Annotated in this window: 15 protein-coding genes and 1 pseudogene; 8 read left to right on the top strand and 8 right to left on the bottom strand. The window is 72.7% G+C overall.

What is annotated here, in order from left to right:
* The first annotated feature begins 47 nt into the window (after positions 1 to 47).
* Entirely contained in the window at positions 48 to 749 is a 702-nt protein-coding gene (locus KHP12_RS15695) for a hypothetical protein (RefSeq protein WP_086882391.1), read from the top strand.
* Between the two features lie 101 nt (positions 750 to 850).
* A complete protein-coding gene (locus KHP12_RS15700; RefSeq protein WP_211833072.1) occupies positions 851 to 1,600 on the top strand; it encodes a neutral zinc metallopeptidase in 750 nt (249 codons plus the stop codon).
* Between the two features lie 70 nt (positions 1,601 to 1,670).
* Here the strand turns inward: KHP12_RS15700 and KHP12_RS15705 are convergent, their stop codons facing one another.
* Together KHP12_RS15705 and KHP12_RS15710 are read right to left on the bottom strand one after the other, a co-directional pair.
* Positions 1,671 to 3,398 carry an AMP-binding protein gene (locus tag KHP12_RS15705; protein ID WP_086882393.1) on the bottom strand — a complete coding sequence of 576 codons (1,728 nt, stop codon included), beginning with the start codon at positions 3,396 to 3,398 and terminating at the stop codon, positions 1,671 to 1,673.
* 73 nt (positions 3,399 to 3,471) lie between these two features.
* Positions 3,472 to 5,169 (bottom strand): AMP-binding protein, encoded by a 1,698-nt coding sequence (locus KHP12_RS15710; RefSeq protein ID WP_086882394.1) that lies wholly within the window; start codon positions 5,167 to 5,169, stop codon positions 3,472 to 3,474.
* A 152-nt stretch (positions 5,170 to 5,321) separates the two neighbouring features.
* On the opposite strand from KHP12_RS15710, the pseudogene KHP12_RS15715 reads away from it, so the two are divergent.
* The 3 genes and pseudogenes from KHP12_RS15715 to KHP12_RS15725 all read left to right on the top strand — a co-directional run.
* A pseudogene (locus KHP12_RS15715) lies at positions 5,322 to 6,511 on the top strand (RNA-guided endonuclease InsQ/TnpB family protein); the annotation flags it as partial.
* Between the two features lie 284 nt (positions 6,512 to 6,795).
* On the top strand, positions 6,796 to 7,977 hold the full coding sequence (locus tag KHP12_RS15720; RefSeq protein WP_086882395.1) for a magnesium and cobalt transport protein CorA: 1,182 nt from the start codon (positions 6,796 to 6,798) through the stop codon (positions 7,975 to 7,977).
* Between the two features lie 162 nt (positions 7,978 to 8,139).
* On the top strand, positions 8,140 to 9,030 hold the full coding sequence (locus KHP12_RS15725) for a phosphatidylinositol-specific phospholipase C (protein ID WP_211833073.1): 891 nt from the start codon (positions 8,140 to 8,142) through the stop codon (positions 9,028 to 9,030).
* Between the two features lie 10 nt (positions 9,031 to 9,040).
* Here KHP12_RS15725 and KHP12_RS52895 read toward each other — a convergent pair whose 3' ends face one another.
* The 5 genes from KHP12_RS52895 to KHP12_RS15750 all read right to left on the bottom strand — a co-directional run bounded on the left by KHP12_RS52895 (position 9,041) and on the right by KHP12_RS15750 (position 16,024).
* On the bottom strand, positions 9,041 to 10,789 hold the full coding sequence (locus KHP12_RS52895) for a glycoside hydrolase family 6 protein (RefSeq protein WP_211833074.1): 1,749 nt from the start codon (positions 10,787 to 10,789) through the stop codon (positions 9,041 to 9,043).
* A gap of 198 nt (positions 10,790 to 10,987) precedes the next feature.
* Complete coding sequence (locus tag KHP12_RS15735; protein WP_211833075.1) at positions 10,988 to 12,139, bottom strand: XdhC family protein; 1,152 nt, start codon at positions 12,137 to 12,139, stop codon at positions 10,988 to 10,990.
* 77 nt (positions 12,140 to 12,216) lie between these two features.
* Positions 12,217 to 14,613: a xanthine dehydrogenase subunit D gene (gene pucD / locus KHP12_RS15740; protein WP_211833076.1), complete on the bottom strand. Its 2,397-nt coding sequence runs from the start codon at positions 14,611 to 14,613 to the stop codon at positions 12,217 to 12,219.
* 2 nt (positions 14,614 to 14,615) lie between these two features.
* The gene (locus KHP12_RS15745; RefSeq protein WP_210610065.1) at positions 14,616 to 15,143 is read right to left on the bottom strand and encodes a (2Fe-2S)-binding protein; all 528 of its coding nucleotides are present in this window, start codon (positions 15,141 to 15,143) and stop codon (positions 14,616 to 14,618) included.
* Positions 15,134 to 16,024: an FAD binding domain-containing protein gene (locus KHP12_RS15750; RefSeq protein WP_182471541.1), complete on the bottom strand. Its 891-nt coding sequence runs from the start codon at positions 16,022 to 16,024 to the stop codon at positions 15,134 to 15,136. The genes KHP12_RS15745 and KHP12_RS15750 overlap by 10 nt, the downstream gene beginning before the upstream one ends.
* A gap of 269 nt (positions 16,025 to 16,293) precedes the next feature.
* Between KHP12_RS15750 and KHP12_RS15755 the strand changes: the two genes are divergently transcribed.
* Positions 16,294 to 18,186 (top strand): PucR family transcriptional regulator ligand-binding domain-containing protein, encoded by a 1,893-nt coding sequence (locus KHP12_RS15755; RefSeq protein WP_211834856.1) that lies wholly within the window; start codon positions 16,294 to 16,296, stop codon positions 18,184 to 18,186.
* A 181-nt stretch (positions 18,187 to 18,367) separates the two neighbouring features.
* Positions 18,368 to 19,249, top strand: coding sequence for a hypothetical protein (locus KHP12_RS15760; RefSeq protein WP_244203498.1), 882 nt, complete (start codon positions 18,368 to 18,370; stop codon positions 19,247 to 19,249).
* 559 nt (positions 19,250 to 19,808) lie between these two features.
* Here the strand turns inward: KHP12_RS15760 and KHP12_RS15765 are convergent.
* A complete protein-coding gene (locus tag KHP12_RS15765) occupies positions 19,809 to 20,498 on the bottom strand; it encodes a GntR family transcriptional regulator (protein WP_086886386.1) in 690 nt (229 codons plus the stop codon).
* A 346-nt stretch (positions 20,499 to 20,844) separates the two neighbouring features.
* On the opposite strand from KHP12_RS15765, the gene KHP12_RS15770 reads away from it, so the two are divergent.
* Complete coding sequence (locus tag KHP12_RS15770) at positions 20,845 to 22,005, top strand: DUF2637 domain-containing protein (RefSeq protein ID WP_037949346.1); 1,161 nt, start codon at positions 20,845 to 20,847, stop codon at positions 22,003 to 22,005.
* Positions 22,006 to 22,076 lie beyond the last annotated feature (71 nt).

Genomic DNA, 22,076 nt, shown 5'->3' on the forward strand with positions numbered 1-22,076 from the left:
GAGCATGGACCGATACCGCATCCGCCTTACGCCCACGGAGCGCCCCGATGACAGACAACGTGCCGGTGCGTTGTCCCGCGTGCCGTCGCGAGCAGTCGTTCACGCCGCCCGCCTTCCCCTGCGTGTGCGGCGCCCCGGTCACCCTCCCCGTCCTCCGCGACGGCAGCCCGGAGGAGCTCTCCCACCGCACCTGGGAGAACCTCTGGGTGGCGGTGAACTGCCCGTCCTGCGGCCGCCAGGTCCACTGGCCGCAGCCGGAGCTCGGCTGCGACTGCGGCGCGGTGGTCCGCGTCCCCATCGCCGCCGCACCCCCGTCCGGACCGGGCGCCTCGGCCGGGCCCGGCGGTCCGGCGGTGCGGCGCCCGGCCTTCCGGCCGGTCACGATCCGTACCGCGCGGGACGCGGTCACCGCCGCCGCGCAGTATCTGAAGTGGCTCGGCTTCCACAGCCTGCGGCCCTCGGAGGACCGGGCCGTCTCCGGGGTGGACCTCTACGGGACGGGCGTGGTCGCCCAGGTCGATCCGACCACCCGCCCCACCGGGCTGCGGGACATCGAGTGCCTGTGGCTGAACGGGCTCCACAAGTCGGCGACGAGCGTCTTCTTCTCGCTCGCGGGCTATGCGCGGGAGGCGCGGGCGCGCGCCGACGCGCTGCATCTGCCGCTGTTCATCATGGACCTCACCGGCACCCCGCAGCCCGTCAACGACCCGGCGGACGTGCTGATCCGGATGGGCCCGCCGGACGGCTGACCCGGTCGGCCCTTGTGCTCATGACCGGGGAACGCTTCCTTTGAGGGACCGCCCTCCACCGTTCATCCGTCCCATCCGCTCGACCGGCCGGAGGCCGAACGATGGCTGTTCCGTGGTACCCGAGGTCATGGGCCGCTCTCGCCGCCGCCCTGACCCTCCTCCTGGTGACCGGATGCGGGGGCGACGATGTGCCCCCGCCCGCGGTGGAGAGCTCCTCGCCCGCGCCCGGGCCGCTCTCCGGCACGCCCGCACCGGCGACCGGCAGCGCGGGCCCCGACGGTGGAGGGAGCGTAGAGGAGGACATCCAGGCGGCGGTCTCCGTCACCAACGCCTACTGGCAGACCCACTGGTCCCAGCTGTTCACCGGCGGCTACGGCCCGCCCCGGGTCGCGGGGGCCTACGACGGCGACACCCCCGGCACACCGGTGTGCGGCGGCGCGCCCCTCCCGGACGACAACGCCGTGTACTGCCCGGACGGCGACTACATAGCGTGGGACATGGATCTGATGCGCTGGGGCCATGCGCGGGGCGACGCCTGGGTCTATCTGGTGATCGCCCATGAGTGGGGCCACGCGGTCCAGAACCGGCTGGACGCGGGGCTGGTCGATCTGGCCCGTGAGCTCCAGGCCGACTGCCTGGCCGGGGCGGTCCTCTTCGGCGCCGCGCAGGACGGGACGCTCACCTTCGAGGACGGCGACACCGAGGAGCTGGCGGACGCCCTGACCGCGCTCGCCGACCGGACCCCGTGGACCGATGTCTCCGACCACGGCGACGCGTCCCAGCGGGTCTCCTACTTCAGCCGCGGCGCGCGATCCGGGGTGAAGGTCTGTCTGCCGAACGGCGTTCAGTGACGGGGACCGGCGAGAGGGCCGGGGCGCGGGGGTGTGGGCCCCTGCTGTGACTTCAGGGGCCCGCAGCTCATCAGCTGGGCGCGGCCTGGGGCTCGGCCCGCTCGGCAAGCGTTTCTTCCGATCTGGCCGGATCGGACTCGGTCCGGGTCTCGGGCAGCAGCTCCCGGGCGGCCGCCTCACGCAGCTCGACCTTGCGGACCTTGCCGCTGACCGTCATCGGGAAGGCGTCCATGAGCCGCAGATAGCGGGGGACCTTGTAGTGGGCGAGGCGGCCCCGGCAGAAGCGGGCGAGCTCGTCGCGGGTGAGGGTCCTGGCGCCCTCGCGCAGGATGACGCAGGCCAGGATCTCCTCCCCGTACTTCTCGTCCGGTACGCCGACGACCTGCACATCCGCGACCTTGGGGTGGGTGTGCAGAAACTCCTCGATCTCCCGCGGATAGACGTTCTCCCCACCGCGGACGATCATGTCCTTGATCCGGCCCACGATCTGGACGTAGCCCTCGCCGTCCATCACCGCGAGGTCGCCGGTGTGCATCCAGCGGGCCGAGTCGATCGCCTCGGCGGTCCGCTCGGGCTCCTGCCAGTAGCCGAGCATCACCGAGTAGCCGCGGGTGCACAGCTCGCCGCGGGTGCCGTGGGGCACGGTCGCCCCGGTCGCCGGGTCGACGATCTTGACCTCGACGTGCGGCAGCACCCGGCCGACCGTCGAGGTACGGCGGATGAGGTCGTCATCGGGCCGGGTCTGGGTGGAGACCGGTGAGGTCTCGGTCATGCCGTAGCAGATGGAGACCTCCTGCATGTGCATCTCGTCGACCACCCGCCGCATCACCTCCACCGGGCAGGGCGATCCGGCCATGATCCCGGTGCGCAGCGAGCTGAGGTCGAAGGTGGCGAAGTCCGGCAGGGCCAGCTCGGCGATGAACATGGTGGGCACGCCGTACAGCGCGGTGCAGCGCTCCCGTTCGACGGCGGAGAGGGTGGCGACGGCGTCGAAGGTGGGGGCGGGGATGACCACGCAGGCGCCGTGGGTGGTGGCCGCGAGGTTGCCCATCACCATGCCGAAGCAGTGGTAGAAGGGCACCGGCACACAGATCCGGTCCTGGGCGGTGTAGCGGACCGTCTCCCCCACGAAGAAGCCGTTGTTGAGGATGCTGTGGTGGGAGAGGGTGGCGCCCTTGGGGAAGCCGGTGGTGCCGGAGGTGTACTGGATGTTGACCGCGTCGTCGCAGCCGATCCGGGCCTCGCGCTCGGCCAGCCGCCCGGGGGCGACATCTGCTCCCGCGCGCACCAGCATGTCCCAGGTCCGGTCGCCGATGTAGATGACATCGCGCAGCGCGGAGCAGGCCGAGCGCACCTGCTCGACCATCCGGCGGTAGTCGCTGGTCTTGTGCTCGGTGGAGGCGACCAGGACCGAGATGCCCGCCTGCTGGAGCACATACCGCAGCTCGTGTACGCGGTACGCGGGGTTGATATTGACCATGATGGCGCCGATGCGGGCGGTCGCGTACTGCAACAGCACCCATTCGGGGCAGTTGACGGCCCAGATGCCGACCCGGTCGCCCTTGGCGACCCCCTTGGCCATCAGCCCGAGCGCGACCTCCTCCACCGACCGGCCGAACTCGGCGTAGGTCCAGCGGCGGCCGGAGGGGATGTCGACGAGCGCGTCGCGCTCGCCGTACAGCTCGACGGCGCGGGCCAGATTGGCGCCGATGGTGTCGCCGAGCAGCGGGAGGTCACCGACTCCACTGGCGTAGGAGAGCCCGGCTGGGCTTGGTGGGTCGGACGTCAGGTCGGTCATGGCAGCTCCTTGGTGTCACGGTCACGGACGCCTTCACGTTCGTGAGGGTGGGTCATCATATGAGCGTCAGTCATCAGATTTCCTCATGAAACTCGATACCGCCGCCCTGTGCCGTGCGTTCACGCAGCTCGATCCGGCGAATCTTCCCGGAAACCGTCTTGGGGAGGTCGGCGAACTCCAATCGGCGGATCCGCTTGTACGGCGCGAGCACCGCCCGCGAGTGCGCGAACAGCGCCTTTGCCGTGTCCGGGCCGGGCTCCCAGCCCTCCGCGAGGACGATGTACGCCTTCGGCACGGCGAGCCGCACCGGGTCGGGGGCCGGGACGACGGCGGCCTCGGCGACCGCCTCGTGCTCCAGCAGCGCGCTCTCCAGCTCGAACGGGGAGATCTTGTAGTCGGAGGCCTTGAAGACGTCGTCGGCACGGCCGATGTAGGTGATGTAGCCGTCGGCGTCGCGCGAACCGATGTCCCCGGTGCGGTAGTAGCCGCCCGCGGTGGCCTCGGCGGTGCGCTCCTCGTCACCCTCGTAGCCGGTCATCAGGCCGACCGGGCGGCCCTCCGGGCCGGTGAGGTCGAGGCAGATCTCGCCCTCCTCACCGGGCCGGCCGGTGACCGGATCGAGCAGGACGACCCGGAAGCCGGGGGTCGGCCGTCCCATGGAACCCGGCTTGAGCGGCTGCCCGGGAGTGTTGGCCACCTGGACGGCCGTCTCGGTCTGGCCGAAGCCGTCCCGGATGGTCACCCCCCAGGCGCGCCGCACATGCTCGATGACCTCGGGGTTCAGCGGCTCGCCCGCGGCGACGGCCTCCCGGGGCGGGGTGCGCAGCTGGGTGAGATCGGCCTGGATGAGCATCCGCCAGACGGTGGGCGGGGCGCAGAAGGTGGTGATCCCGCAGCGGTCCATCTCGGCCATCAGCCGGGTGGCGTCGAACCGGGTGTAGTTGTGGACGAAGACCGTGGCCTCGGCGTTCCAGGGGGCGAAGAGATTGGACCAGGCGTGCTTGGCCCATCCGGGGGAGGAGATGTTGAGGTGGACATCGCCCGGTTCGACCCCGATCCAGTACATCGTCGACAGATGTCCGATGGGGTACGAGATGTGGGTGTGCTCGACCAGCTTGGGGCGGGCGGTGGTGCCGGAGGTGAAGTACAGCATCAGGGGGTCGGTGGCGAGGGTCGGCCCGTCGGGGGTGAACGGCTCGTCACCCCCGGTGCCGTCGGCCGTGATGGCGGCGGTCCCGGCGTCCTCGTAGGCGAGCCAGCCCTCGGCGGCGCCGCCGACCGCGATCCGGGTGTAGTCCCCGGCCACGTCCGCGAACTTGCCGGTGTCCCCGGTCCGCACGATCACATGCCGCGCCCGGCCGCGCTCGACGCGGTCGGCGAGGTCGAGCGGCCCGAGCAGCGGGGTGGCGGGGATGACCACGGCGCGCAGCTTCATCGCGGCCAGCGCGGTCTCCCACAGCTCGACCTGGTTGCCGAGCATGACCACGATGCGGTCACCGGCCCGCACGCCCCGCTCGCGCAGCCAGTTCGCGGCCCGGTCGGAGCGGCGGCGCAGCTCCTCGAAGGTCAGCCGGACCTCGCCGCCGTCCTCCTCGACGATGTGCAGGGCGGTACGGTCGCCGCTGCGCCCGGCGATCCCGTCGAACCAGTCCAGGGCCCAGTTGAACCGCTCCGGGCGGGGCCAGCGGAAACCCTCGTACGCCGCCGCGTAGTCCTCCCGGTGACCGAGCAGGAAGTCCCGTGCCGCGCGGAAGTCGTGGGCCGGATTCATCAGGTTCCTCCGTGGTCGCTCCGCCGTTCACGGCGGAGAGGAAATGGGCTCTTGCGGAGCAGGGTGAGGAGCGGGGTTTCGCCGCCGTGGCGGAACCCCGTGCCCTGACCCGCGGATGTGGCCTTCACTCGCAGGCCCGCTAGCTTGTGAGCATGGCCACGGCATGTGTGAAGCGGGCGTATCGGTACCGCTTCTATCCGACGGATGCGCAGGCAGCGGAGCTGTCGCGCACGTTCGGGTGTGTCCGGAAGGTCTACAACCTGGCGCTCGCGGCCCGGACCGAGGCGTGGGCCCGGCAGGAGCGCGTCAACTACAACGCCACTTCGGCGATGCTGACGGCGTGGAAGAAGACCGAGGAACTGGCCTATCTCAACGAGGTCTCCTCGGTCCGGCTCCAGCAGACCCTGAGGCACCTCCAGACGGCGTTCACCCACTTCTTCGCCAAGCGGGCCAAGTACCCGCGCTTCAAGTCGCTGAAGAAGTCCCGGATGTCCGCTGAGTACACCACCAGCGGCTTCCGCTTCCGTGACGGGAAGCTGACACTGGCGAAGATGGCGGAACCACTGGACATCGTGTGGTCCCGCCCCCTGCCTCAGGGAGTGGAGCCGTCCACGGTGACCGTGTCCCAGGACGCGGCGGGCCGCTGGTTCGTCTCGATGCTGTGCGAGGACCCCGGCGTCCGGCACCTGGCCGCCACGAGTGCGGCGGTCGGTATCGACGTCGGCCTGGACCACTTGCTGACCCTCTCCACCGGGGAGAAGATCGCCAATCCCCGGCACGAGCGCCGTGACCGTGCACGGCTCGCCCTGGCCCAGCGGCGCCTCGCGAAGAAGGCCAAGGGGTCCGCGAACCGGGCGAAGGCCCGGCGCGAGGTCGCCAGGATCCACGCCCGGATCACCGACCGCCGGCGTGACGTGCTGCACAAGCTGACCACTCGTCTCGTGCGTGAGAACCAAACGCTCGTGATCGAGGACCTGACCGTGCGGAACATGGTCAAGAACCGGAGCCTGGCCCGCGCCATCAGCGATGCGGCATGGTCGGACTTCCGGAGCATGCTGGAGTACAAAGCCGCCTGGTACGGGCGGGAAGTGATCGCGGTCGACCGCTTCTTCCCCTCCTCCAGACTGTGCTCCGCCTGCGGCGCCCTCGCCGGGACGATGCCGCTGCACGTCCGCACCTGGACGTGCGGCTGCGGCGCCACCCACGACCGTGACGTGAACGCCGCGAAGAACCTTCTGGCTGCCGGACGGGCAGTGTCGGCCTGTGGAGCCGGTGTAAGACCTCAACGGAGAACTCCGGGCGGGCAGTCGGCGACGAAGCAGGAAATCCACGGGGCGACCCGTGGAACCTCCCGCCTTTAGGCGGGAGAGCGTCAATGCTGTCACTTGTCCTCAGTGCAGGGCAGGGGGTGGGCGCCAGTAGCGGCTTCCGCGACCCGGGAGGCGAAGGCCCCTCGGGACTGCGGGCCGGTGGGCCCCAGTGCGGCCTCTCTGGGTACCCCTTCCGAAAAACGCTTGGCCTGAAGCAACTATCCCGTCAAGCAGTCCACCCAGAGCGCACCACGGTCATATGGGGCGATATCCTGCACTGAGGTCAGTGCTCGCGACAGGAAGGTGAGGATCCTCTATGTCCGAGCGCCGCCGCACCCCGCGTCCCACGAAGCGCCACCCCTGGCGGCGCCCCGCCGGGGCGGGCCGGGCCGACGCCACACCCCGCCCCGCCCCGGGCCCGCCGCGCGGCGAGCCGCCGGCCGCGGCGGCCGACGGGGCCCCGCCCGAGGTCGACGAGCGCAGTGTGGTGGACGCCGCCGTGTACCGGGACGGCCGCCGGGTCGGCACCCCCGGCTCCCTCGCCGCCACCTACCGGCGGCTGCGCGAGGAGACGGGCGCCATGGCGTGGATCGGGTTGTTCCGGCCGAGCGAGGGAGAGCTGCTCTCGCTCGCCGAGGAGTTCGATCTGCACAAGCTGGCCATCGAGGACGCGATGGAGGCCCATCAGCGCCCCAAGCTGGAGCGCTACGGCGAGACGCTCTTCGTGGTGCTGCGCGCCGCCCGCTATCTCGACGCGCCCGAGGAGGTGGACTTCGGCGAGCTGCATGTCTTCGTGGGCCCCGACTTCGTCATCACCGTCCGGCACGGCGCGGCGCCGGACCTGTCGGCGGTGCGCGCCCGGATGGAGTCCACCCCCGAGCTGCTGGCGCTGGGCCCCGAGGCCGTGCTGTACGCGATCCTCGACGCGGTCGTGGACGGCTACGCACCCGTCGTGGCGGGGGTGCAGAACGACATCGACGAGATCGAGACCGAGGTCTTCCGCGGCGACCCCGAGGTCTCGCGGCGCATCTATGAGCTCTCCCGCGAGATGGTGGAGTTCCAGCGCGCCACCCGCCCCCTGGTCGGGATGTTGCACGGGCTGATGGCGGGCTTCGACAAGTACGGCACCGACGAGGAGCTCCAGCGCTATCTGCGGGACGTCGCCGACCACGTCACCCACACCAGCGAGCGCGTGGACGGCTTCCGCTCCGCCCTCACCGACATCCTCGCGGTCAACGCCACGCTGGTGACCCAGCAGCAGAACGCCGAGATGCGGGCGCTGGCCGAGGCGGGCTTCGAGCAGAACGAGGAGGTCAAGAAGATCTCCGCCTGGGCGGCCATCCTGTTCGCCCCCACGCTGGTCGGCACCATCTACGGGATGAACTTCACCCACATGCCCGAGCTGCACTGGGTGCTGGGGTACCCCTTCGCGATCCTGCTGATGGCGGTGGTCTGCGTCAGCCTGTACCTCATCTTCAAGCGCCGCGACTGGCTCTGACGGCGTCGCACCTCTCCGGGTCACACATCTCCGGCTGGACCGGCGGTTCTAGGGAATCCCCCGACGAACCGCTGATTCAGCCGTTTTCCGTAGCCCGTCCATGCCGTTTGTGCTTCGATGCCGTGCGACACGGCACGGCGGGCGAGCAACGGGAGTGGGCGTATGGACCGGCGAGGGTTCCTCAGGGGCGCGGCCGCACTGTCCACCGTGGGGCTGGTCACCGCCGGCGGCGGTACCGCGACGGCCACCGCGGCGCCGCCCCGGCTGACCGCCGCCCAGGACTGGCTGTCGGCCATCGCCGACGCCACTCCGGTCCAGCGGCTGACCCTGCCCGGAACCCATGACTCCGGCGCCCGCTTCGGCGGTCCGTGGACGGAGTGTCAGAACACCACCATCGCCGACCAGCTGGCCAGCGGCATCCGCTTCCTGGACATCCGCTGCCGCGCCTTCGAGAACGCCTTCCCGATCCACCACGGCGCCTTCTACCAGAACCTCAACTTCGACGATGTGCTCGGCGCCTGCCGCTCCTTCCTCTCCACGCATCCGTCGGAGACGGTGCTGATGCGGGTCAAGCAGGAGTACTCGGAGGAGAGCGCCGCGGAGTTCCGCCGGATCTTCGACATCTATCTGGACGACAAGGGCTGGCGCTCGCTGTTCCGCCTGGACAGCACCCTCCCCGCCCTGGGCCAGGCCCGGGGCAGGGTGGTGCTGCTCGCCGACTCGGACAACATGCCGGGGGTGCGGTACGGCGACGGCGCGCTCTTCGACATCCAGGACGACTACATGGCGGAGCCGATCGGCAAGTACCCGAAGATCGAGGCGCAGTTCCGCAAGGCGGCGGCCCAGCCCGGCAAGCTCTTCATGAACTACGTCTCCACCGCCGCCCTGCTGCCGCCCCGCTCCAACGCGGACCGGCTGAACCCGCGGGTGAAGTCGTTCCTGGAGGGCGCCGAGGCACAGGGCTTGACCGGGCTCGGGATCGTTCCGATGGACTTCCCGAACACCACGTCCGGCCTGGTCGACGCCCTGGTCCGGCACAATCCGGCGGGCTGACCGCGCGGCGTCAGCGGCCGCGGGGCCGGCGGAAGAGGTGGACCGCCGGGTCCGCGTAGCGCACCAGCTCCAGCGCCTGCTCCGGGAACCACTCCCCCGCCTCGGGGTTGATGGTCCCGCGCACCGGGTCCAGGGGCCCGTCGGTGCCGCGCAGACAGCGCCCGTCCGACTGGCCCGGCGTCTTCACCCACAGCGCGGCGTCCAGCAGCGACTCGCCGGTACGGGTGGTGGGGCGCCGCCCCAGGCCCCGGCCCGGCGGATTGCACCATGACTGGACGTCGTTGTGCTGGTACGAGGCGGCCCTCGGGGCCCAGGGGCCCTGGCCGTTGCGGCTGGTGTCGGTGACGTAGTGCTTCATCCGGGCCGGGTCGTCCGGTACGTGGTGGCGCAGCCAGCGGCGGACATGCCGCCGCGACCAGCTCTGCTCGGCGCAGTCCTCGGGGTCCCCGCCCTCGTCGGCGTAGGCGAGGCAGGAGGAGACCAGCCGGCCGTACCAGGCGCTGTCCTGGTCGGTCTGGTAGTGGGAGACATTGAGGGCGAAGCCGGTGGCGCGGTCGATCCCGGCCTTGATCAGCCGGGGCACGATGGTGCTGACGGAGTGCCAGCCGGAGTGGCCCGCGTCCAGGTACACCGACGCGTTGCCGAGCGTGCTGAGGACGTCGACCGCGTAGTTGATCTCGGAGTAGCGGGCGGCGGTCTCCGGGTCCTCGACCACCGGGGTGTCCGGGTCGCCCGATTCGCCCGCCTCCTCGGAGTCGGGGGTCACGGGGTCGGGCGTGGGCAGCGGGGACAGCTCGGGCAGGGTACTGGGCTGCTCGGCGGAGGGCTCGAGGTCGGGGCTCCGGGACGCGGAGGGCTCGGGGTCGGCGGCCTCCTGGGCCCCCGGGAACATGGGCATCAGGAGCCCGGAGGCGTCGGGGCCCGAGTCGGTGGACTGCGGATCGGTGGACTGCGGGTTGGTGGACTCCGGGTCGGCGGACTGCGGATCCGTGGACTGCGCGGCCTCCTGGCCGGTGCCGGAGGCGGCCGATGCGGCGGGCGGTGCCGTGGAGGCGTCGGGGTCGGGCAGCGGCGGCAGCTCGGTGGGCGATGCCTCGACGGCGGGCCGCTCCTCTACGGCGGGCCGCTCCTCTACGGCGGTCTGGTCAGGCTGCTGCTCCTCGACGGCGGTCTGCTCGGGCTGCTGCGACTCGACGGCGGTCTCCTCGGGCTGCTGCGACTCGACGGCGGTCTCCTCGGCGTTCGAGGCGTCCGCGCAGTCGGAGGGCAGCAGCGCCAGCGAATCGGGTTCGAGGATGATCAGCACCTTGCGGTCGCCGATGGCCTCGGCGACGGCGTCGATCCACGCCTGGTACGCGGCGAGGCCGTCCGCTCCCCCGCTCGAGTAGCTGCCGCAGTCACGGCCCGGGATGTTGTACAGGGCGATGACCGGCAGCCTCCCCTGCCGGTCCGCGCTCCGCGTCGTGCGGCGGACCAGCCGCGCGACCTGCTCCGGGGGCTCGTCCCCGTACCAGACCGCGTGCGGCGTCCGCACCATGGCGAGGAGCCCGGCGGAGTCGCGGAAGTCGCCCCGCCAGGCCAGCCGGGCCACCTGGCGGTAGGAGTCCCGGTCGGGGGGCGGGGCGTAGAGGCGGGTCACGCGCGAGGACTCGTCGTCCTCCGGCACGGCCGCGCTCACCACGGGACTGATCAACAGGGGCAGGGTGGCCGCGGCCACGACGGCCGTCGACACGGTGAGGATCTTGCGTCTCTTACGCACGTGCGCACTCCAGGGGGGGCGGCAGGACCAAGGTCGGTTTCTGACTCTCACTCAGAAACCGGCACCCGGCAAATGAATCCTCCGCCAGATGGCGGAGGATTTTTCCCGCTCAGGAGTGGCCTTATGTCAGACGATCCTTCTGTGAGCTGATCCGATTTCAAGTGCGCCGAGTGTCGGGCGACGGCGTTCGACGGAGTTTCAGGCGACCGAGCCGATCCGGTCCGAGGGCGCCCGGGTGTCGTGGTGGATCGGGTTCCGGGCGCCCGTCAGCGGCGTACCGCTGCCGCCCCGCCGGTTCGCGACGATCTCGCCCGCGATGGACAGCGCGGTCTCCTCGGGCGTACGGGCGCCGAGGTCCAGCCCGATCGGGGAGCGCAGCCGGGCCAGCTCCGGCTCGCCCACACCTGCCTCGCGCAGCCGCCGCAGCCGGTCCCGATGGGTGCGGGCGGAGCCCATCGCGCCGACGTACGCCACGGGCAGCAGCAGCGCCCGCTCCAGCAGCGGGACGTCGAACTTCGCGTCGTGGGTGAGCACGCACAGCACCGTGCGGCCGTCCACCTCGGTCCGGTCGAGATAGCGGTGCGGCCAGTCGACGACCACCTCGTCGGCGTCCGGGAAGCGGAGCTCGGTCGCGAAGACCGGCCGGGCGTCGCAGACCGTGACGTGGTAGTTCAGGAACTTCCCGATCCGCACCAGCGCGCTCGCGAAGTCCACAGCGCCGAAGACGATCATGCGCGGCGGCGGCACGCTGGACTCCGCGAGCAGCGTGACGGGCCGCCCGCAGCGGCTTCCCTCGGCGCCGATCTCCACGGTCGCGGTGCGCCCGGCGTCCAGCAGGGCACGGGCCTCCGCGGCGGCCGTACGGTCCAGCTCGGGGTGGCCGCCCAGGGTGCCGTCCCAGCCGCCGTCCGGGCCGACGAGCAGGGCGCGGCCCAGCAGCTCGGGCGGGCCGTCCACGATCCGGGCCAGCGCGGTCGTCCGGCCCCCGGCGGCGGCGGACGCGGCGGCGGCGAACACCGGGCGCAGCTCACGGTCGGCCGCGCGCACCGGGCTGACCAGGACATCGATGACCCCGCCGCAGGTCAGACCGACCGCGAAGGCGTCCTCGTCGGAGTAGCCGAAGGTCTCCCGCACGCTCTCGCCGGTGCGCAGCGCCTCCTGGCACAGCTCGTACACCGCGCCCTCGACACAGCCGCCGGACACGCTGCCGACCGCCGTGCCCTCCGCGTCCACGGCGAGCGCGGCGCCGGGCAGGCGGGGTGCGCTGCCGCCCACGGAGACCACGGTGGCGACGGCGAAATCCCGGCCCTCCGCGCACCAGCGGTGCAGCTCGGCGGCGATGTCCAGCATGGTGATCAGCTCCTCGGACGGCCATGTGCAGGCCGCCTATATTCGCCTCAACGCGCCGGGCCCGCGAAATCTGCCCCTCAGGTGCCGGTCAGATGCTCCGGGCGGACGGGCACGCGCCTCAGCGGGAGTCCGGTGGCGGCGCGGATGGCGGCGACGACGGCCGGGGTGGAGGAGAGCGTGGGCGCCTCGCCGACGCCGCGCAGCCCGTACGGGGCGTGGTCGTCGGCCAGCTCCAGCACCTCCACCGGCATGGCCGGGGTGTCCAGGATGGTGGGGATCAGATAGTCCGTGAACGACGGGTTGCGGACCCGCGCCCCGTCCCGCGAGACGACGATCTCCTCCATCACGGCCAGCCCAAGACCCTGCGTCGAACCGCCGTGGATCTGCCCGACCACCGACAGCGGATTGATCGCCTTGCCCACGTCCTGCGCGGCCGCCAGCTCGACCACCTTGACCAGGCCCAGCTCGGTGTCCACCTCGACGACCGCGCGGTGGGCGCAGAAGGAGTACTGCACATGGCCGAAGCCCTGTCCGGTGCGCAGATCGAACGGCTCGGTCGGCCGGTGCCGGAACTCCCGCTCCAGGTCGATCGCCTCGTCGCCGAGGACCCCGGCGAGGTCGCCGATCACCTCGCCGCCGTCGGTGACCACCTTGCCGTCCGCCAGCCGCAGCCGTCCGGGCTCCGCCCACGCGGGGTGGTCGGCGCCGAACCGCTCGCGGCCGCGCCGCAGCACCTCCGCCCGGACCGCCTCGCAGGCGTGCTTGACGGCACCGCCCGTCATATACGTCTGGCGGGACGCGGAGGTGGAGCCCGCCGAGCCGACCCGGGTGTCGGCCGGGTGGAGGGTGACCCGGTCGACGCCCAGCTCGGTGCGGGCGATCTGGGCGTGCACGGTGACCCCGCCCTGGCCGACCTCGGCCATCGCGGTGTGCACCAGGGCGACCGGCTCGCCGCCGATCACTTCCAGCCGGATCCGGGCGGTGGAGTAGTCGTCGAAGCCCTCGGAGAACCCGACGTTCTTGATGCCGACCGCATAGCCCACCCCGCGCACCACGGCCTCGCCGTGAGTGGTGTTGGACAGCCCGCCCGGCAGGGCCCGTACGTCCACCGGGCCGCCCGCCGCCTCCCAGGCGCGCTCGGGCGGCATCGGCAGCGCCTTGACGCGGCGCAGCAGCTCGGCGACCGGGGCCGGGGAGTCGACCACCTGTCCGGTGGGCATGGTGGCACCCTGCGCCATGGCGTTGCGCTGCCGGAACTCCACCGGGTCCAGGCCGAGTTCGGCCGCCACCGCGTCCATCTGCGCCTCGTAGGCGAAGCACGCCTGGACGGCGCCGAAGCCGCGCATCGCACCGCAGGGCGGGTTGTTGGAGTAGAGGGCGATGGCCTCGACGTCCACGTTCTCGACGACGTAGGGGCCGATGGACAGGGAGGCGGCGTTCCCGACCACCGCCGGGGAGGAGGAGGCGTACGCGCCGCCGTCCAGGACGATCCGGCACTGGACGTAGAGCAGCGTGCCGTCGCGGGTCGCGCCGTGTTCGTAGCTGAGCTTGGCGGGGTGGCGGTGGACATGGCCGAAGAAGGACTCGTACCGGTTGTAGACGATCTTCACGGGCTGTCCGGTGCGCAACGCCAGCAGACAGGCGTGGGCCTGCATGGACAGGTCCTCGCGCGCGCCGAACGCCCCGCCTACACCGGACAGCGTCAGCCGCACCTTGTCGGCGGGCAGCCCGAGCACCGGGGCGAGCTGGTCGCGGTCGACGTGCAGCCACTGGGTGGCGATGTAGAGGTCCACCCCGCCGTCCTCGGCGGGCACCGCGAGCCCCGACTCCGGGCCGAGGAACGCCTGGTCCTGCATGCCCACCTCGTAAGTACGGCGGACCACCACATCGGCGCGGGCCCGGGCGGCGGCCACATCGCCGCGCCGGATGGGCTGGCGGTGCACGATGTTCGGATGCGGGACGTGGGAGGCGTGGTGGTCCCGGCGGCCGGGGTGGAGCAGCGGGGCGTCCGGCGCGGTCGCGGTGGCCTCGTCCACGACCAGCGGCAGCTCCTCGTACTCCACCGCGATCCGGGCGGCGGCGCGGCGGGCGGTCTCGGGGTGGTCGGCGGCGACGATCGCGACGGGCTCGCCGTGGAAGCGGACCCGGTCCTTGGCGAGCACGGGCTGGTCGTGGATCTCCAGGCCGTAGTGGGTCCCGGCGGGCAGGTCGTCATGTGTCATGACGGCGTACACCCCGGGCAGGGCGAGCGCCCCGGCGGTGTCGATGGACCGGATCGCCGCGTGGGCGTAGGGGCTGCGGAGGGTGAAGCCCCACAGCATGTCCTCGTGCCACAGGTCCGAGGAGTACGCGAACTCGCCGGTCACCTTGAGGGTGCCGTCCGGGCGCAGGGTGGACTCGCCGACGGTCCCCCGGGTGGCGCCGGTGGCCTGGGTGAGCGTGGTGGGGGCGCTGGCGGTGCGGTCTGCTGCCATGGTCAGACCGCCTCCCCGGTGCGGGCGGCCGCGAGCCGGACCGCGTCCAGGATCTTCTCGTAGCCGGTGCAGCGGCAGAGGTTGCCGGAGAGTGCCTCGCGGATGTCGGCGTCGGAGGGGTCCGGATTGCGCTCGAGCAGCTCATCGGCGGCCACGAGCAGTCCGGGGGTGCAGAAGCCGCACTGGACGGCGCCCGCGTCGATGAACGCCTGCTGGACCGGTGCCAGCGGGGCGACCTGCCCGGGGCGGGATGGTTCGGGGCGGGATGGCTCGGACCGCTGCCGGGCGTGGTCCGCGAGCCCCTCGACGGTGACCACCTCGCACCCCTCGGCCTGCCCCGCCGCCACCAGACAGGCGCATACCGGCACCCCGTCGAGGCGGACCGTGCAGGAGCCGCATTCGCCCTGCTCACAGGCGTTCTTCGAACCGGGAAGCCCCAGCCGCTCGCGCAGCACGTACAGCAGGGACTCGCCCTCCCAGACGTCATCGGCCTCGTACGGCCGCCCGTTGACCCTCATGTTCACGCGCACGATGCGGTCCTTCCCTCTCCCTCGCGATACGCCTCCCAGGTCCAGCCGAGCGTGCGGCGCGCCATGACCCCGACCGCGCGGCGGCGGTAGGCGGCGGTGCCGCGTACGTCGTCGATCGGGCGGCAGGCCCCGGCGCACAGCTCGGCGAAGCGCCGGACGGCCGACGGGTCGAGGGGCGCGCCGCTGTCCCAGAAGCCGCCCTCCTCCAGCGCCGCGCCCAGGAACTCCTCGGCCTCGTGGGCCCGTACGGGCGTGGGCGCGGCCGATCCGATGCCGGTGCGCACGGTGCGGGTGCGCGGATGGAGCGCGACGGCGAAGGCGCAGACCGCGATCACCATGGCGTTCCGCGTTCCGACCTTGGAGAACTGCTGCGGACCGTCCGCTCGTCGGATGTGCACCGCCCGGATCAGCTCATCGGGCTCCAGGGCGTGGCGCTTGACCCCGGTGAAGAACTCCTCGACCGGGATCCGCCGGGTGCCGCGCACCGACGCCACCTCCACCTCGGCCCCGGCCGCCAGCAGCGCGGGATGGGCGTCCCCGGCGGGCGAGGCGGCGCCGAGGTTGCCGCCGACGGTGCCGCGATTGCGGATCTGCGGTGAGCCGACGGTGTGCGCGGCGAGCGCGAGGCCCGGCAGCTCGGTCCGGAGCTCCTCGATGATCCGGGTGTACGGGACGCCCGCGCCCAGCCGGACCGTACGGTCGGTGGTCTCCCACTCGGCCAGTTCGGCGACGCGGGTCAGATCGAGCAGATACTCGGGCCGCCGGTGGTCGAAGTTGATCTCGACCATCACATCGGTGCCGCCCGCGATGGGCACGGCGGTGGGGTGCTCGGCCTTCGCGGCGAGCGCCTCCTCCCAGCCGGCGGGGCGCAGGAAGTCCATGGGTCTCTCTTCTCGGATCGTCGGCGTCGTGGGGAGGGGCTTCGCACGTGGCCGTCGATACACGGCTCCCCACGCGCGGGGTGTCCTCCAAGAACTCTGCACACGGCTCAACGCCAGTAGACCGAGGTGGGGGCCACATGGTGCAGTCACCAAAGACATGAAGCAATTGGCTGGCCAGGGGGCGGGTCTTGTAGATTCGAACGAACGGCGGGGACCGGAAACCTCGCGGTATTCGACCGGTGACACAGAACAAGATCGGCTGGCATCACATGCGGCTGCGCGCACTGCTGGAGAACGACACCCTGGGGCTGCGGCTGCTCGGCGGCGAGGACGAGCTGGAGCGCACCGTGCGCGGCGTGATGACCACCGATCTGCGCGACCCCAGCCGCTATCTCTCCGGCGGCGAGCTGGTGCTGACCGGGCTCGCCTGGCGGCGTGAGCCGGAGGACTCCGAGCGGTTCGTCCGTATCCTCGCGGCGGCCGGGGTGGCGGGTCTCGCGGCGGGCGAGGCGGAGCTGGGCGCCGTGCCCGAGGATCTGGTGCTGGCCTGTGGCCGCCATCGGCTGCCGCTGTTCTCCGTGGTCGAGGACGTCGCGTTCGCCACGATCACCGAGCATGTGGTGCGCCAGGTCTCCGGTGAGCGGGCCGGGGATCTGGCGGCGGTCGTGGACCGGCACCGCAGGCTGATGACGTCCGGGCCCGCCGGCGGCGGCCCCGAGGTGGTCCTGGACCTGCTCCGCTCGGACCTGGACCTGACCGCGTGGGTGCTCTCCCCCACCGGCCGCCGGATCGCGGGCCCGACCGCCGCCGGGTCGGCCGCCGAGCCGCCCGCGGCGGTCCGCGCCCAGCTGGCGGGCGAGCAGCTGGCCGCCCGGCGCGACGGGCGGCGCGGCCCGCACCGGCTGACCGCCGCCGACGGCATGACGTACTCCCTCTTCACCGTCCGCAGCGGTGACCCCGGCGACGATGTGCGCGAGACCGTGCTGTCCGACTGGGTGCTGGCGGTCGGCGCCGACGCCGACGAATGGCCGGAGGAGCGGCTGGATCTGCTCTATGGGGTCACCCAGCTGATCGCGGTCGAGCGCGACCGGCGGAACGCCTCCCGCACGGTGCGGCGCAGGCTCGCCCAGGAGGTACTGGAGCTGGTCCAGTCGGGCGCGCCGCCCGCCGAGATCGCGGCCCGGCTGCGAGTGGCCGCCCCGGTGCTGCTGCCGGGGCTCGGCACGGCGCCGCACTGGCAGGTGGTGGTGGCCCGGGTGGAGTGGGGCGTCACGGCGGAGCGGGAGCGCGGTGGGGACGGCGGGGCGCGGGGCGGCGGGGACGGCGGAACGCTGCTGGGCAGCGGGCGGAAGGGCGCGGACGGCGGGGCGCGGGAGGGCGCCGCGCGCAACGGCGCCACAGGCGCCACCTGGGACGGGAGCGCGCGGGACCGGGGCGCGCGGGAGGGCTCCTCGCCGGACGGCAGGGGCGTCCCCGGCGGCGTCCCCGGCGGCCCGGTCGCCCAGTCGCTGCTGGAGGAGATCCTGGTCGACCCGTACGCGACCGGACCTGAGCCCTCGGACCGGATCGCCGTGGCGCACACCGGCGACGAGGCGGTGGCGCTCGTACCGCTCCCGGCGCTCGGCGACGGCCCGTCGGACGGCGCCACGGACCACCCGGACACGGAGGGGGTGCAGGCCGACACGCTGCTCGCCGCCGTCCGGGAGCCGCTGGCCCGGGGCCTGGCCGGCGACGGCCGGCTGACCCTCGGCGTCAGCGCCGCCGTGCACTCGGCCGACGGGCTGCGCGGCGCCCTGGAGGAGGCCCGGCACGCCAGGCGCGTGGCCGCCGCGCGCCCCGGGCGGGTGTGCGCGGCCGGCCATCAGGAGCTGGCCTCGCACGTACTGCTGCTCCCGTTCGTCCCGGACGATGTGCGGCGCGCCTTCACCGCCCGGCTGCTGGATCCGCTGCGCGAGTACGACCTGCGCCACCGGGCAGAGCTGATCCCGACGCTGGAGGCGTTCCTGGACTGCGACGGCTCCTGGACGCGCTGCGCCGCCCGGCTCCATCTGCACGTCAACACGTTGCGCTACCGGATCGGCCGGATCGAGCAGCTGACCGGGCGCGAGCTGTCGCGCCTGGAGGACAAGCTGGACTTCTTCCTCGCGCTGCGCATGAGCTGACGCGCCGCGGAAGCGACGGCGGAAGCGCCCGTGGGAACGCCTGCGGAGGTGTCTGCGGAGGCGCCTGCGGCAGCGTCTGCGGGAGCGCCCGGAGCGCGCCTCGGCGCCCCACCGCGACATCACCCTTGCCAGGGGTTTGTGAATTCATTCACACCAACCTCTTGGCCGGGCGCGCGCATTCATGCTGAGATTCGCCCACGGCTTCCGGCTCGATGGCGCGCTTGGGGAGGGCAATGTGGCGGACACCGCCATGTCACCACCTGGATCGTCAGGTTCCCATTCCGAGGTAAGAACGGGGCGCGGGCTCGACCCGCTTGTGGACGACCCACTCGACACGGCGGTATGGCGGCTGCGCTCACGCGGCTGCTGGAAGGACGCCGCCGAGCTGCTCACCCCGCGAGCGGCGGACGACGCCTCGGCCGCGCTCAAGCGCAGCGTCGTCCTGACCGAACGGTGCATGTACACCTCCACCGGCTGGGACGCGGCCGAGGACGCCCTGCGGGCGGCCGAGGCGCTCGCGCTCACCGACACCGAGCGCGGCGCGACCGCGTGCGAGCGGGGCTATCTGGCGTACGCGTCCACGCTGCTCGGGGTGCGGGACCGGGCCGACGAGGCGCGGACCGCGCTCGGCCGCGCCGCCGCGCTGCTCTCGCCGGGCTCCCCGATCCGGCCGCTGCTGGACTTCCGGCGCGGGCTGATCTCCCAGCACCTGGCCCACAATCCGACCGGCGCCCTGGCCGCCTTCCAGCGCGCCCACGCGGGCGCGGCGGCGCACGGCGACACCCTGCTGCGCTCGTTCACCTGGCGCCATCTGGCCGCCATGGCGGAGGCGGACGGCGATCTGCCCGACGCACGGCACGGCTTCGCGGAGTCGCTGCGGATCCGTGAGGAACTGGGCTACCTGGTCGGCATCGCCCCGGCCCTGGCCGCCCTGGCCGACGTGGAACCCGACCCCGACGAGGCCACCCGCCTCCGCACCGAGGCCGGCCGCCTGGTCCGCCTCCTGGGCGGCGTCCCCGTCTGGCTCGCGGAACAACTCTCCACCGAGGAGCCCGCAGACTGACCGGCCACGGCTCGCCCCGGGAGCAGCCCAGCATGCCCCGGGGCGAACCCGGCCGGGAGTGTGGGACGTATCGCTATGCGGCTCCGCCGCGTGGCGGGGGCTCCGCCCCTGGACCCGGGGTCTGGGGCGGAGCCCCGCCTTCCCGCCCCGCCGGGGGCACCTCCCAGCGGTAGCTGGGGGAGCTTGAGGAGCGGGGCCCGGGGCGAAGCCCCGCCTTCCAGCCCCTCCAGGGGGCACCTCCCAGCGGTAGCTGGGGGAGCTTGAGGAGCGGGGCCCGGGGCGAAGCCCCGCCTTCCAGCCCCTCCAGGGGGCACCTCCCAGCGGTAGCTGGGGGAGCTTGAGGAGCGGGGCCCGGGGCGAAGCCCCGCCTTCCAGCCCCTCCGGCGTTTGGCCTTCCAGCCCCTCCGGCGCTTGAGGAGCGGGGTCTGGGGCGGAGCCCCAGTTTCGGGAAGGGGCGGGGAGGGGGAAGCCTCGATATGCGGCTCCGCCGCGTGGCCCGCCGCAGGCGCCAAGACCCGTCGGACGCCCCCTACCAGCCCCGGCCCCCAGCCCTCAACCCTCAGCCCGTAGGAGCGAAGTGGGCCCTGGTGAGGGATTCGACCGTGTCGAGGTCCCGGGCGACCAGGGCGTCGAGGAGGGCCATGTGCTCCTCCGCGTCGGCGACGAGGTCGGCAGTGCGGGTGACACGGCCGCAGGCCATGGGCCACTGCGCGCGGCGATGCAGATCGTCGGCCACGATCACGAGCTGCTGGTTTCCGGCCAAGCCGAGCACGGTCTGGTGGAAGGTGCGGTCCGACTCCAGATACGCGGCCCGGTCGCCCCTCACGGCGGCCGCCGCCGTCGCCTCGGCGAAGGGCCGCAGCCCGGCCCAGCGCTCGGGCGCGATCGCCTCCGCCAGGCTGAGCATCACCGGAACCTCCAGCAGCGCCCGCACCTCCGCGAGCTCGGCCAGCTCGCGCTCGCTGCGGCGGGCGACCCGGAAGCCCCGGTTGGGCACCACCTCGACGGCGCCCTCGCCCGCGAGCTGCTGCATGGCCTCCCGTACGGGGGTGGGAGAGACACCGAAGCGCTCGGCGAGCACCGGCGCGGAGTACACCTCGCCCGGGGTCAGCTCGCCGCCCGCCAGCGCGTCCCGCAGGGCGTCCAGGATCTGGCCGCGCACCGAGTGCCGACGCGGGGACCTGCGTGGTGCGGGCGCGCCGCAGGAGGGCAGCGGCTCGGTCGCCGCCTGTGCTTCGGACTGCTCCACTCCGGTCCTCCTGACATCCCATCGAAACGATATGCGGAGGCCGCCCCCGGGCAAAGCCCGTAAACATCATTTAAGGTCGCAGTAACGTTGCTCCACGTACACGGACCGTAGACGGACCGGCAAGCCGGTCGGTCGGATTACCCGCGATCGGGTTCCGTGAATAGAATCAAGCCGCTTGCACAGCGCGAGTGTTCGGATCGCATCGCACCTATCCGCGTGTCCCCCCGCCTACTTGGCGGCCTCTTGTCCCGAAACCGCTCGAGGCCCGGCAGGATTCCGCCAGGATGTCGCGCGCGGTAGGCCGTTCTGCGGCCAGAACTTCATGAAGCCAATCAAGGGGCACCGGATGAGACTGACCGACATATCGCTGGTTCTGCCAGTCGTCGTGGCGCTCGCCGGCGTCGTGGGGGCGGCGGTTGTCCTCGCGCGCGGCCGACGGAAGAAGGACGAGAGCGTCATCACCGACTCCTGGGAGCGCAGCGAGGAGCGTCGGCGCCGTAAGGAGGCCATCTACGGGATGGCCGCCTACATTCTGCTGTTCTGCTGCGCCGGCGTGGCCGCCGCGCTCTCCTTCCAGGGCCTGGTGGGCTTCGGGCGGGAGAACCTGGCGCTGACCAACGGCTGGGAGTACCTGGTGCCGTTCGGGCTCGACGGCGCGGCGATGTTCTGCTCGGTGCTGGCGGTGCGGGAGGCCAGCCACGGTGACGCCGCGCTCGGCTCGCGCATGCTGGTGTGGCTGTTCGCGGGCGCCGCGGCCTGGTTCAACTGGGTGCACGCACCGCGCGGCATGGGCCACGCGGGCGCCCCGCAGTTCTTCGCGGGCATGTCGCTCTCGGCGGCGGTCCTGTTCGACCGGGCCCTGAAGCAGACCCGCCGGGCCGCGCTGCGCGAGCAGGGCCTGGTGCCGCGGCCGCTGCCGCAGATCCGCGTCGTGCGCTGGCTGCGCGCTCCGCGCGAGACCTTCGCCGCCTGGTCGCTGATGCTGCTCGAGGGTGTGCGGACGCTGGACGAGGCGGTCGAGGAGGTCCGTGAGGACCGGCGCGAGAAGGAGCAGAACCGCGCCCGCCGACGCGACCAGGAGAAGCTGGACCGGGCCCGGATCCGGGCGATCAACCGGCAGCACCGGATGTGGGGCCGCCGCGGCGGCCGTCAGGTGGAGGTCACCGCCGCCACCCCGCCGCCCGCGCAGCTCAGTTCGGAGCCTGCCATAGGCGAGAAGGTGCTGGAGACCGCCGGGGCCCCCGAGCAGGGTCAGCTGGCCGCCGCCTCCGCCCGGCCCGCCCTGCGCTCCGCGGGTGGCGCCGAGTCCGCGACCGGCGACCTGGGCCATGACCGGGACAAGGACCGCGAGCGGGATTTCAGCTTCGGCTTCGGTGAGAAGGACAAGGACGCCGAGGCCGACCGTCCCCACACCATCGACCTCACGGCCGAGGACGACACCCTCACCATCCCGCGGCTGGACTCCCTCGAGGAGAAGCTGGCGCAGATCGAGCGCGCCTTCGGCTGAGCGGGGCTGAGGCGGCGGCCAGGGCGGGGGGTACGGATCCCCCGCCCGCCGCCCGGCGGTTCCGTACCGCG

Source organism: Streptomyces asiaticus, assembly GCF_018138715.1.
Taxonomy (GTDB): Bacteria; Actinomycetota; Actinomycetes; order Streptomycetales; family Streptomycetaceae; genus Streptomyces; species Streptomyces asiaticus.